This is a genomic window from Bradyrhizobium sp. UFLA05-153 (genome assembly GCF_054185185.1).
Genome location: NZ_JBBIAM010000005.1, coordinates 18,242 through 29,654, shown reverse-complemented (window position 1 = coordinate 29,654; position 11,413 = coordinate 18,242). Strand labels below are relative to the sequence as shown.

12 protein-coding genes are annotated in these 11,413 nt (G+C 65.0%); 5 read left to right on the top strand and 7 right to left on the bottom strand.

The window, feature by feature from the left end; translation table 11 throughout:
- Window positions 1-6: 6 nt before the first annotated feature.
- Genes Q2941_RS04940 through Q2941_RS04920 form a run of 5 tightly spaced genes read right to left on the bottom strand, consistent with a single transcriptional unit; the run spans window position 7 to window position 4,608 of the window.
- Window positions 7-891: an intradiol ring-cleavage dioxygenase gene (locus tag Q2941_RS04940; RefSeq protein ID WP_458191805.1), complete on the bottom strand. Its 885-nt coding sequence runs from the start codon at window positions 889-891 to the stop codon at window positions 7-9.
- A gap of 15 nt (window positions 892-906) precedes the next feature.
- The gene (locus tag Q2941_RS04935) at window positions 907-1,809 is read right to left on the bottom strand and encodes an NAD(P)-dependent oxidoreductase (protein WP_458191804.1); all 903 of its coding nucleotides are present in this window, start codon (window positions 1,807-1,809) and stop codon (window positions 907-909) included.
- 21 nt (window positions 1,810-1,830) lie between these two features.
- On the bottom strand, window positions 1,831-3,204 hold the full coding sequence (locus Q2941_RS04930; protein ID WP_458191803.1) for an amidohydrolase family protein: 1,374 nt from the start codon (window positions 3,202-3,204) through the stop codon (window positions 1,831-1,833).
- 4 nt (window positions 3,205-3,208) lie between these two features.
- Window positions 3,209-4,288: a maleylacetate reductase gene (locus tag Q2941_RS04925; RefSeq protein WP_458191802.1), complete on the bottom strand. Its 1,080-nt coding sequence runs from the start codon at window positions 4,286-4,288 to the stop codon at window positions 3,209-3,211.
- Window positions 4,285-4,608: a Dabb family protein gene (locus Q2941_RS04920; protein WP_027523718.1), complete on the bottom strand. Its 324-nt coding sequence runs from the start codon at window positions 4,606-4,608 to the stop codon at window positions 4,285-4,287. Before Q2941_RS04920 ends, Q2941_RS04925 begins: the two co-directional genes overlap by 4 nt.
- 107 nt (window positions 4,609-4,715) lie before the next feature.
- Between Q2941_RS04920 and Q2941_RS04915 the strand changes: the two genes are divergently transcribed.
- Window positions 4,716-5,666 (top strand): LysR family transcriptional regulator, encoded by a 951-nt coding sequence (locus Q2941_RS04915; protein ID WP_458191801.1) that lies wholly within the window; start codon window positions 4,716-4,718, stop codon window positions 5,664-5,666.
- Window positions 5,667-5,778: 112 nt separating this feature from the next.
- Here Q2941_RS04915 and Q2941_RS04910 read toward each other — a convergent pair whose 3' ends face one another.
- The gene (locus Q2941_RS04910; protein WP_458191800.1) at window positions 5,779-6,123 is read right to left on the bottom strand and encodes a hypothetical protein; all 345 of its coding nucleotides are present in this window, start codon (window positions 6,121-6,123) and stop codon (window positions 5,779-5,781) included.
- A 325-nt stretch (window positions 6,124-6,448) separates the two neighbouring features.
- Window positions 6,449-7,675 carry an MFS transporter gene (locus Q2941_RS04905; RefSeq protein WP_458191799.1) on the bottom strand — a complete coding sequence of 409 codons (1,227 nt, stop codon included), beginning with the start codon at window positions 7,673-7,675 and terminating at the stop codon, window positions 6,449-6,451.
- 92 nt (window positions 7,676-7,767) lie between these two features.
- Here Q2941_RS04905 and Q2941_RS04900 point away from each other — a divergent pair, with 92 nt between their 5' ends.
- The 4 genes from Q2941_RS04900 to Q2941_RS04885 are packed head-to-tail and all read left to right on the top strand — an operon-like array spanning window position 7,768 to window position 11,355.
- The gene (locus tag Q2941_RS04900; RefSeq protein ID WP_027523722.1) at window positions 7,768-8,241 is read left to right on the top strand and encodes a MarR family winged helix-turn-helix transcriptional regulator; all 474 of its coding nucleotides are present in this window, start codon (window positions 7,768-7,770) and stop codon (window positions 8,239-8,241) included.
- A 2-nt stretch (window positions 8,242-8,243) separates the two neighbouring features.
- Window positions 8,244-10,289, top strand: a complete 2,046-nt coding sequence (locus Q2941_RS04895) for an FUSC family protein (protein ID WP_458191798.1) — start codon at window positions 8,244-8,246, stop codon at window positions 10,287-10,289.
- Entirely contained in the window at window positions 10,286-10,492 is a 207-nt protein-coding gene (locus Q2941_RS04890) for a DUF1656 domain-containing protein (protein ID WP_027523724.1), read from the top strand. Before Q2941_RS04895 ends, Q2941_RS04890 begins: the two co-directional genes overlap by 4 nt.
- On the top strand, window positions 10,489-11,355 hold the full coding sequence (locus tag Q2941_RS04885; protein WP_027523725.1) for an efflux RND transporter periplasmic adaptor subunit: 867 nt from the start codon (window positions 10,489-10,491) through the stop codon (window positions 11,353-11,355). Before Q2941_RS04890 ends, Q2941_RS04885 begins: the two co-directional genes overlap by 4 nt.
- Window positions 11,356-11,413 lie beyond the last annotated feature (58 nt).

Here is an 11,413-nt window from a genome sequence, read left to right as displayed (position 1 = left end):
TCCGGCTTAAGCAGCTCTCACGCTGCTCGCAAGCTGCTTCAGGCCGAAATCATAGTTGAGATGAAAATAGTCGCCGTCCACCATGCGACCATCCGGCGCACGGCCGGCCGGGTGACGAACGAACGCGCGGATCAGGCTGTCCTTGACGCCGAACACCACGTCGGAGTCGAGGTACTTATCGCCGGCGACGAACACGTGCGTCACGAGCTGTTCGAAGCCTGGCGCGGAGATCATGAAATGCACATGCGCCGGACGCCAGGGATGCCGGCCCTGCGCCTCCAGCATTTCGCCGACCGGCCCGTCATGCGGGATCGGGTAGGCGGCGGGCTTGATCGACCAGAAATGAAAGCGGCCGTTCTGGTCGGTGTGGAAGCGCGCCCGCATGGCGAGATCGCCGATCTTGTCGAGCTGCTGCACGTCGTAATAGCCGTCGTCGTCGGAATGCCAAACATCGACCAAGGCGCCGGCGAGCGGCCGGCCGTCGACGGTCGAGACGGTCCCTGTGACCAGCATCGGATCGCCTTCCATGGCACCGGAGATGTCCTCGCCGCTGGTCTTCCCCGGGGCAGCCTGCACGAAGAAGGGGCCGAGCACCGTCGTCTCGGTCGCGCCCTCCGGCACCGGATGGTTGATGGCGTCGACCAGCATGGAGACGCCGAGCGTGTCCGATAGCAGGATGAACTCCTGGCGCTTGTCGTCGCACATGTGGCCGGTGCGGGTCAGGAAGTCGATGCCATACTCCCATTCCTTCTGGGTCGGCCGCACCTCGCGGACGAAGGCGTGAAGATGGCGCACCAGCGCCTCGCTGACCTGCTTGATCCGCGGATCGGTGGCGCCCTTGATCCGCTCCAGCACGGCATCGGTGATCGTGTTCTCGTTGAAGTTACGCAACGTTGCCTCCGTTGATCAGAGCTTTGGTTCGCCAAGCCCGGACAGCCGTTCCAGATGCTTGACGGTCGCGATGAAGTCGGTCTCGCCATCGCCCTGAGCAACCAGCGAGCCATAGGTCTCGCGCACCTGTGCAGCGAGCTGGAGCGGTACGCCGACGGCGTGGCCGGCGCCCAGGATGAGATCGAGATCCTTGGCCATCTGCTTGCACGAGAAGGTGGACTCGAAGTCCCGCGTCCTGAGCGGCGCAGTCTTGTACTTCACCATGGGCGAGGCGACCGCGCTGTCGTCGAGCACCTTCAGAATGTCGTGCCAGGCGATTCCGCCCTTGCGCGCGAGCGCGAGGCTCTCGGCCATCATGGCGGCCGACACCGCGATCATCAGGTTAACCGCGAGTTTTGCGTAGCGTGCTTCCTCGCCGGGCCCGAGATAGGTTTGCGCGCGGGTGAAGGTTGCGAACAGCGGCTTTGCGGCTTCGAAGACGTCCTTTGGGCCCGAAACGAAGCAGGTCAGCGCGCCCGTGTGGACGATGCTGGCGTTGCCGGAGACCGGCGCACGCAGATAGGCGACGCCGCGCGCCCGTGCGGCGGCGTCGACCTCAGCGGAGGCCTCTGCGCTGACCGTGCTGGTCTCGATCAGCACGGCTCCCGGCGCCATCGCGCCGATGAGGCCGGTTGGGCCGAGCATCACAGCGCGTAGCGCGGCATCGTCGGGCAGGGAGGTGATCACCGCAGCCTGGCCGCTGACCGCGTCGGCCGGCGACGCCGCAACAGGGATGCCCAGTTCACGCGCGGCAGCGATACGAGCCGCACTTGGATCGAAGACGGTCACGGCATAGCCCGCCTTGGCGACGAGCGCCGACATCGGCAGGCCCATCTTGCCGATGCCGATGAAAGCAATGTTTTTCGAAGCGTCTGTCATTCTTGTTGTCCGTTGGCACCTTTAGGCGGCGCGTCCTTGTCGTTCGATGTCCTGCACCAGCCGCCGCCCGGATTGCGCGAGCATCTCCTTCTTCCGCTCCAGCCCGTCAACCAGCAGTCTGCCGTTCCGCTTCTTCCAGACGCCGCCGATCATCACCGCCTCGATGTTGGCAAGACTGGTCTGCATCACGACGGTGGCGACGGGATCGTGAACCGGAAAGAGATTGAGATCGGAGGCATTGATGACCACGAGGTCGGCCAGCTTGCCCGGTGTGAGCGAGCCGATCTGGCTGTCGCGGCCGAGCATGCGGGCGCCCTCCAGCGTGACCCAGCGCAGCGCCTCTCGCGCCGGAATTGTCGTCGTCGCCGGAATGGTGCCGCTGGCCTTGCGCGACTCGGCATTGTCGAGCGCCCGCTGCATCGATAGCGCGACACGGGCGGCGGAGAAGAGATCGCCGGCCAGCACGGATTCGAGATCAATGCCAATCGTCGGCCGGACGCCGCGCTTCAGGAGCCGGCCGGTGATCGGAAAACCGTGACCCTGGATCATCTCGTTTTCCGGCGTCACCGAGAACGACGCGCCGAGATCGACGAGGCGTTGCAGGAGGTCGTCGGAAAGGTCGTTGCCGTGAACGATGTTGACATTGGCCCCGACGAGGCCGGCTTCGATCAGCTTCTCCCAGCCGCCGGGCGTCCTGGCCGGACCGCCGCCCTGGTGCATCGAGACGATCAGGCCATCCTCCCGCGCCAGGCGGAAATCGTGCATGGCGACGTCGAGGGTCGAATAGTGCGGGCCGAGGATGGCAAGTCCAAGCGTGACGAGTCCGTTACGATCGGCGAGGGGGCCCGTCAGCAACCGCTCGACCTCGCGGCGCGGATGCGGGATCTCCGAGAAATGCGGCTCGCCGGGTTTTGGCTCGGGTTTCGGCGAGCCGTGGAAGAACGCGGCGCGGATACCGCTCTCGATCAGGCCGCGCACGGCGGCGTCGGTGTGGTCAGGCGTCGGATTGTTGTGGCACCAGTCGACCAGCGTCGTGGTGCCGCAATTGATCTGGTTCAGTGCGCCGACGAGCGTTGCGATGTAGATGTCGTCGGGCCGGAACACGGTTGCCAGCCCCGCATGCATGCGTCGGAAATACTCGAGCAGCGTCCAGTTCGCGGCAAACCCTCGCAAGCCCGTCTGCCAGGTGTGCATATGGGCGTTGATCAGACCCGGGATGACGATGCGTCCGGTGCCGTCGATGACATCAGTCTCGGCCGTTCCGCTGCCAAGCTCGATGCCGGGGCGCACGTCAATGATCCGGCCGCCCTCGACCAGCACGTCGCCGGCACGGAGATCGCCAAGCGTATCATCCATGCTGATGATGGTTGCCGATTTGATCAGCGTGCGCCGCATCGCTTCAAGCCGCCGCTTTGGTTGCGGTCGGCGGCTCGCCCGCCCAGGCGCGCGCGATCAGGTCGCGGATGGCGTTGCGCTCGAGGGGGCGCGGATTCCAGTAGGCATTGGTGACCGCGAGATCCGCCGCCTTGTCAACGCCGCCCTCGGGCATGCCGATGTCGCGCAGGGCCAGCTTTGCATGCAGCCGCTTGGCAAGGTCGTAGAGTCCCTGCGATGCGTCGGCCGCGCCGATCGCGCGTGAGATCCGCATCATCGCATCGGGTACCGCGGGCGCGTTGTAGGCCAGCGCATGCGGCAGCACGATGGTGTGCGTCTCGGCATGCGGCAGATCGAAGGTGCCGCCGAGCGTGTGGCAAAGCTTGTGATGTAGCGCCATGCCGACGGTGCCGAGGCAGACGCCGCAGAGCCAGGCGCCATAGAGCGCCTCGGTGCGGGCCTCGCGGTCATCGCTCTTCGCGGCAATGGCGGGGAGGGCACGTGCGAGAAAGCGGATGCCTTCCTCCGCCATTAGCGAGGTCACGGGATTGGCGTCGCGCGCGTAAAGCGCTTCCACCGCATGCGCGATCGCATTGATGCCGGAGGTCGCTGCAAGGCCGACCGGCAGCGTCAAGGTCAAGTCGACATCGTAGATCACGGTCTCCGGCAGCACGGCCGCATCGCGCACCGTGGTCTTGAGGCCATTCTCGGTCTGGCCGACGATCGGCGTCATCTCCGAACCGGCATAGGTGGTTGGAATGCAGAGCTGATTGACGCCGGTGCGTAACGCCAGCGCCTTGCCGAGGCCCGTGGTCGAGCCGCCGCCGAGTGACACGACGCAGTCCGCCTCGCAGGCCTTCATCGCCGTGAGCGCCTTCGCGGTGACCTCGACCGGTGTGTGCATGGTGGCGCCGGCAAAGAGGCCGGCATAGAGCGGACCGAGTGCAGCGCCGAGGTTCTTGCCTTGCGCTTCCTGCTGCGGCGTCGTCAGCACCATCGCGCGCTTGCCGCCGAGCCGCTCGACCTCGGCCTTGGCCGCCGCAAGTGTTCCGCTGCCGAACACGACGCGGCAGGGGAGGTTTTCAAAGGTGAACGAACCGATCATGTGCCGGTCTCTTTGATGGGATAATCGACCTGGAAGCGGCCGATCCGCAAGTCGCCGAGCGCCTCGCGCACGCGCAGGTGCTCCGGATGGTTTGCATAGGCCTGCAGCGCGGCGCTGCTCGAGAATTCGGAGAACAGGACGACATCGCAGGCGTAGTCGACATCGCTGACGTCGAGACCGACCTCGATGTGGGTGAGGCCGTCGATCAGGCCTTTGAGGCCCTCGAAAAGGGTTTTGACCTTGAGCCGGGCCGCGGAGCGCTCCGCAGGCGTCTCCCCGCGCAGCCGCCACATCACGATGTGCCTGATCGGGCCCGACATTTCCTGAGTTCCTCGCCACTCATATTGCTTGTTGATGCGCATTTTGCCTTGCAGAAATCGGAAATAAAGGCCAAAAATCGCAAGTCTCTTTTCCGATTTATGCAAAAATGGACTGCCTTCTCCAGCTCGAGGTCTTCGCCAAAACGGCCGAACTCGGCAGCCTGTCCAAGGCCGCCGAAACGTTGCGGATGTCGAATGCGGCCGCGAGCCGTCATCTCAGCGCGCTGGAGGAGAGGCTCGCGGTCCGCCTGATCGAGCGCAACACGCGCCGGCAATGGTTGACGGAAGCAGGACAAGAGCTGTTGCAGCGTTGCAGCACGCTGTTGAACGAGCTCGCCGAGGCCGAAGACGCCGTCTCGGACCGTGCGCTGTCGCCGAAAGGCATGCTGCGTGTCACGAGCTCGCTGTCGTTTGCGATGATCTATCTCGCGCCGATGCTGCCGGCGTTCCGCGCGCTCTATCCAAAGCTCAACGTGCAGATCATCACCGCCAACCGCTATCCCGATTTCATCGAGGCGGGCATCGACGTCGCGATCCGCACCAGGGAGCACGAGCCGGACTCCAATATCGTCGTCCGTCGCATCGGCCAGATGCGGCGCGTGCTGGCGGCAGCACCGTCCTATCTCGCCAGGCAGGGACGGCCTGAGAATCCGGCAGATCTCGCCCGCCACGACATGCTGATCTACAACCTCGCCAACGATCCCTATTCGCTGCGGCTCAGCAAGGACAATGCGGCCCAGACCATCCGCATCGCGCCGACGCTCGACAGCAATGACGGCCAGGTGATCCGCGGCGCTGCGCTCGCAGGCCTCGGCATCCTCATCCAGCCGCTCTATATCGTGCAGGGCGACATTTCCTGCGGCCAGCTCGTACCGTTGTTGATGGATTGGGAGCTGCCCTTGCTCACCATGAACATCGCCTACCAGAACCGCGTCAGATTGCCTGCCAAGATCAGAGTGTTTTCCGACTTCCTGGTCAATCACATCCGCGAGCACTCGCCGGCGGGGATCTGGATGGACGCAAAGGAGCGCGCCCTCGATTCGTCAGGCGCGATATAAAGCACGATAAGCAGCGTCCCATCTGTGCTCGCTTGCGTGCCTGCCACAAGCGAGTGGCGCCGGTTTGGCGCCACTCCTTTGTCCGCGGCAAGCACTGATCAGCAAGCACTGATCAGAACGAGCAGCCATAAGCCGTGAGGGAGGCCTTCGTCGCATCGATGGTCTGCTTGCAAGCCGACTCCATGGTCGCCTTCGTCGACGGATTCTTGGCGAGATCGGTCCACGTCTTGCGCATCTGGTCGATCTGCGACTTGTACGTTGCGCGCTGCTCCGCAGGAATCTTGGAAGTGATGCAGGCGTCGTATTTGGTCAGAAACTCGTCGCAGACGGCGATGCCTGTGCCCTCCGCGTGGGCCGCCGTGACGCCGGCGAGCAAGGCGAGGCCCGTGATGCCCGGCAGTATCCGCCGCCAGTTCGCGCTCGAACCCGCCGCGGCCTTCGATGTTGCTTGACGCATATCTCTCATTTCCTTGTCACAACTCAGTAGCTTCGAACGCCGGCGTGCGCCCGGATTCGCCTTGTCTCCTCCGATCGATGCGCCAGACATCTCGCACCGGCAAATGGTCGGCGTTGCGGATGTAGAGCAGCTCGAGCGATGAGTATTCAGAGGCAAGACCGGGCACTATCTGCCGGCGGCGAACGAATGTTCCGTCAATCGGGCGAGATTGTGGGTGATGACGCAGTGACAATTGCGCAGGGCGCGACATCGTATGGCGAGCCGCGACAACGCAGTGTCGCGGCAAGAGAGCCGATGCACTAGGTGGTGGTGCGCAGGTCTGGGGCTAGCGCGCTCGCGGGAACGGCAGCAATTGACCAGCCAGCGTCGCGCCGCTGGCTGCGATGGCTGCCATCACAAGCGCCCAGACGACGAAGAGCCGATGACCGATCAGCACGCCGCTCAGGAGCGGTGCGGTGATGTTGGCGCCCGACATCAGCGATTGATTGAGGCCCATGATCATGCCTTGTCGATTGATCGCGGTGCTGCGCGACAGCTCCGCCGTCAGCGTGCTGCGGGCGAACATCGTGCCGACGATGATCAGCGTCAGGAATAAGGCGAGCAGGCTGTTGCTGTTTCCGATCGCGAGGCCGGAAAATCCGAGCGCCATGCACGCGAACGCCAGCAGCACGATGCCACGGTCGGATGCAAAGCGGTTCGCGCGCGTAATCAGCAGACCTTGAACGACCATGTTGATGAAGCCGGCATAGGCGAACACCCAGCCGAGCTCGCGCGCGCCGAAGGGATGTCCGTCCCACGAGAACCGCGCCGACAGGAACAGGCCGATTTGCGACAGGAACATCGAGTTGACGAAGAAAAACACGATCAGGAGACCGAGCACCCGCCACGCATGACGCATGCCGACGATCGCACGCGTCACCTTCGCTTGGGGAACACGGTGATGATAGAGCGGCTCGGAGGCGGGATGGTCGGGCGGCAGCAGGGCGACGGTTGCCAAAATGCTGATGAACGATAGTGCCGCGGCGGCCCGTACCGGCGCGGTGTCACCGTAATGGACGAGAAAGCCGGAGAGCGCCGGCCCCAGCAGCAGCCCCGTTCCGATCGCTCCACTGGTCATCCCGAGCGCCTGCTTGCGCGTCGACGGCGCGCTGTGCTCGGCCGCATAGGCATGCGCCACCGAGATATTGCCCGAGGTCAGACCGTCGATGATCCGGGCGAGAAAGACCAGGGTCAGGTTGGTTGCAAGCGCGAGCAGAGCAAAGCCGACGAACGTACCGATCTGGCTGACGAGCAGGACCTTGCGGCGGCCATAGCGGTCCGAGAGCATGCCCACCACTGGTCCGGCTACGAGCTGGCAGACGGCGTAGGCCGAGATCAGCATGCCCAGCACGAACGGTGTTGCACCGAGCCGCTGCGAGTAGAACGGGAGCAGGGGCAGGATGATCCCCAATCCCGTGGCATCCACGGCCACCACGACAAAGGTTGGCACGAGCGACAGGCTGCTGTCGCCCTGCAGCGCGTGGCCGGCCTCTGTCGTGGAACCCGCGCTCATGGTGCGTCGGTCTCGTTCGCTTTCCCGTGATCAGGTGCAATATCCCGGCCTATATAGTTGTCACCTAATAGTTTGCATCCTATCTAATTTGCATGGCTCCCTCGCAGTCGCATATCCACGCCGAGATTGGCCGGCTGATTGCGCGCCTTGGCCGCATCTGGCGTCGCGAGTCGGACCAGGCGCTGTCGGATCACGGCCTGTCGTATGCGACCGCGATTCCACTTCTGGTGCTGTCGCGGCAGGGAACTTCGGTGCGGCAGGGCGTGCTCGCCGAGGAATTGGGGATCGAAGGACCCTCGCTGGTGCGGCTGATCGATCTGCTCGCGGCCGATGGTCTCGTCGAGCGCCGCGAGGACCCGACCGACCGGCGTGCCAAAACGCTACACCTCACAGCAACAGGCGACGCCAAGGTGGAGGAGATCAACCGCGTATTGCGCCGGGTGCGGGCGAGCCTGCTCAAGGATATCGGAGCGGAGGAACTTGCGATAACCTTCGCGACGCTCCAGCGCATCGAGCAGCGCGCCAGCCGCCTGCATGACGCGAAGACTGGTTCAGAGGCGAAATAGTCATGCGCGCTGATGAGCCGTTCCTGGTCCGCCACGCGGACCTCATCTTCGCCTTGAAGACGTTTGCCGCGTCGATGCTGGCGCTCGTTATCGCCCTATGGATGGATCTGCCGCGGCCCTATTGGGCAATGGCGACCGTCTACATCACCTCGCAGCCGCTCGCCGGCGCCACCAGCTCCAAGGCATTCTTTCGCGTCATTGGGACGCTCGTTGGAGCCACGGCGACGGTGGCCATGGTGCCCAATCTCGTCGACGCGCCGGAACTGCTCTGCCTCGCCATCGCGGTTTGGGTCGGTCTTTGTCTTTACGTCTCACTGCTCGACGGCACGCCCCGCAGCTATCTCTTCATGCTGGCGGGCTATACGGTTGCGTTGATCGGCTTCCCCTCTGTCTCCGACCCCGGAAACATCTTTGACACCGCGCTTGCGCGCGTGGAGGAGATTTCGCTCGGCATCATCTGTGCGAGCCTGGTCTCGACCGTCGTGTTTCCCCGCAGCGTCGCGCCGGCCGTCGCGGCGCGTGTCGACAATTGGCTCAGGGACGCGCGCCGCCTCAGCCACGACACATTGCTCGGTCGCGGCACCGACGAAGCCCGCCGCGCGCTCCGGCTGCGCCTTGCCACCGACATCGTCGAGATCGACACGCTTGCGGTCCATCTCGGTTATGACCGCCTGGCGGACGCCGAGGCCGTGACCGGCCTTCGTGAAATCCGCGTACGGATGCTGATGCTCTTGCCGGCGATCGCCTCGATCGAGGATCGGCTGGCCGCGCTCGGCGAACGGGGTCTCCAGGCGCAGCCCGAGCTCAAGCGCCTGCTTGGGGATCTCGGTACATGGGTTTCGGAGAACGCGCGGCTGCCGCCCGAGCCGATCCGCGCCGCGATCGAGGCGCGGCAGGCGGCGCTCGACGGCAACGCCTCCTGGGAGCGGATCATCACGACCAGCCTCCTGTCGCGATTGCGTGAGCTCGTCGATCTCTCCTGTGACTGCCGCGCGCTCAGCGAGGCGATCGCCGCCGGCCGGAGGATTTCCACGGTCGATCTCGTCTTCCATCCCGAGGCTGGTGCTGCAGCCGTGCGTCATCGCGACCGCGGCCTCGCGCTGTGGTCGGCGGCCGGTGCGGTCATCGCCATCCTGATCTGCTGCGCCTTCTGGATCGGGACCGGCTGGCCGGATGGCGCATCGGCGCCGATGATGGCGGCAGTGGCCTGTTGCTTCTTCGCCGCCCAGGACGATCCCGCGCGCTTCATCCGCAGCTTTGGCTTGTGGTCGCTGGTCGCGATCGTCGTGGTCGCGATCTACCTGTTCGCGCTGGTGCCCGCGATCTCCCATATCGAGGTCCTGATCGTCGCGCTGGCGCCGACCTTCCTGCTCTATGGCCTCCTGATCGCGCGGCCCGCGACGACCGGCACCGGCATGGCGCTCGCCGCCAATACGGCGACGCTGCTCGCGCTGCAATCGACCTATAGCGCGGATTTTGCCGCCTATGCCAATTCCGCGCTTGCCTTCTTCGTCGGTGTCGGCATCGCCGAGCTCGTGACCCGGATCGCGCGCGGGGTGGGAGCAGAGTGGGTCGCCAAGCGCCTGGTGCTATCGAGCTGGAAGACGCTGGCGGTCGCCGCCGAGCGCCGCGGCAAGCATGATCGCGCGGAATTCGCAGGTCTGATGCTGCACCGGATGGGATTGCTCGTGCAGCGTATCGCCTTCGTCTCGGAGGCCGACCGTCGCGACACCGAGAGCCTGGCGCAGCTCCGCATCGGGCTCAACATCATACACCTTCGTCGGGCTCGCTACGGCCTCGCTGCATCCACGCTCTTCGTTCTCGACGACATGCTGGATCAGCTCGCTGCCGCATTCCGTCACTATACCGGCGCCGGCATGCCACCAGAGCTGCTCGCGCGCATCGACACCGCGCTCGCCGCGGCCGTCGAGGATCCCAACCCGCAGGCGCGGGAGGACGCCCTGCTCGGGCTCGTCGGCATCCGGCGCGGGCTGTATCCGCAAGCACCCGCCTATCGCCCGCAGCGAGGGGAGAGCTTTGCGGCATGAGGTATGAGATCGACATTTACGGCGTGCTCGTGCCGGCGCTGCTGCTGTGGCTGATCGTGGCCTTTGCGATCAGTGCCGTCTTGCGCCGGCTGATGCAGCGCTTCGGCCTCTACCGGCTGGTCTGGCATCGCGCGCTGTTCAATTTCGCGCTGTTCGTCTGCATTCTCGGCGGCATCGTGTATCTTTCGGAGTTTCTGCCATGAAGGGGAATTTCGCCTGGCTCGGCCGGGTTGCCTTGACGCTGCTTGTCGTCGTTGCGGCGATCGCCGTCGGCCGAGGGCTTTGGGCTTACTACATGGAGGCGCCGTGGACGCGCGACGGGCGCGTCCGCGCCGACGTGGTCCAGGTGGCGCCCGACGTGTCAGGTTTCGTGACGGAGGTTCTGGTCAAGGACAACCAGAAGGTCCATCGCGGCGACGTCTTGTTTCGCATCGATCGGGAGCGCTTTGCGCTGGCGCTGCAACAGGCCGACGCCGCGCTTGCCGGCCACCGCGCCACGCTCGACCAGGCCAATGCCGACTTGAAGCGTTACAGCGCGCTCACTACCGACGCTGTTTCGCAGCAGAAGCAGGAGCAGGTGCTTGCCACGCAGTTGCAGGCCAAGGCGGCCTACGATCAGGTGGTCGCCGACCGGGCGGTGGCCCAGCTCAATCTCGATCGCAGCGACGTGCGGGCCTCGGTAAACGGCATCATCACCAACATGGACTTGCGGCCGGGCGCGTATGTGACGGCCGGAAAGGGCGTGATGGCGCTCGTCGACACCGACACGCTGCATGTCGAAGGCTATTTCGAGGAGACCAAGCTTGCGCGCATCCGCATCGGCGACAAGGTGCAGGTCCGCCTGATGGGCGAGCCCGCGAAGCTCACCGGCCACGTCGAAAGCATCGCGGCCGGGATCGAGGATCGCGACCGCGCCGCGGGCGCGAACTTGCTCGCCAACGTCAACCCGACCTTCAGCTGGGTCCGACTGGCCCAGCGCGTTCCCGTACGGATCGCGCTCGACGAGATCCCGGACAATATCGCACTGGTCGCCGGCCGCTCGGCGACCGTGGAGGTGCTGAACTAGAGCATGATCCGGAAAAGTGTGAAGCGGTTTTCCCTCGCGACAAACGCGGAACGCGTTT

Bases quoted from the DNA above. Each gene is read 5' to 3' on its own strand.
- Q2941_RS04920 (WP_027523718.1), bottom strand. From the start codon at position 4,608: ATGTCGGGCCCGATCAGGCACATCGTGATGTGGCGGCTGCGCGGGGAG.
- Q2941_RS04890 (WP_027523724.1), top strand. From the start codon at position 10,286: ATGAGGTATGAGATCGACATTTACGGCGTGCTCGTGCCGGCGCTGCTG.
- Q2941_RS04895 (WP_458191798.1), top strand. From the start codon at position 8,244: ATGCGCGCTGATGAGCCGTTCCTGGTCCGCCACGCGGACCTCATCTTC.
- Q2941_RS04910 (WP_458191800.1), bottom strand. From the start codon at position 6,123: ATGCGTCAAGCAACATCGAAGGCCGCGGCGGGTTCGAGCGCGAACTGG.
- Q2941_RS04935 (WP_458191804.1), bottom strand. From the start codon at position 1,809: ATGACAGACGCTTCGAAAAACATTGCTTTCATCGGCATCGGCAAGATG.
- Q2941_RS04885 (WP_027523725.1), top strand. From the start codon at position 10,489: ATGAAGGGGAATTTCGCCTGGCTCGGCCGGGTTGCCTTGACGCTGCTT.
- Q2941_RS04915 (WP_458191801.1), top strand. From the start codon at position 4,716: ATGGACTGCCTTCTCCAGCTCGAGGTCTTCGCCAAAACGGCCGAACTC.
- Q2941_RS04905 (WP_458191799.1), bottom strand. From the start codon at position 7,675: ATGAGCGCGGGTTCCACGACAGAGGCCGGCCACGCGCTGCAGGGCGAC.
- Q2941_RS04900 (WP_027523722.1), top strand. From the start codon at position 7,768: ATGGCTCCCTCGCAGTCGCATATCCACGCCGAGATTGGCCGGCTGATT.
- Q2941_RS04925 (WP_458191802.1), bottom strand. From the start codon at position 4,288: ATGATCGGTTCGTTCACCTTTGAAAACCTCCCCTGCCGCGTCGTGTTC.
- Q2941_RS04930 (WP_458191803.1), bottom strand. From the start codon at position 3,204: ATGCGGCGCACGCTGATCAAATCGGCAACCATCATCAGCATGGATGAT.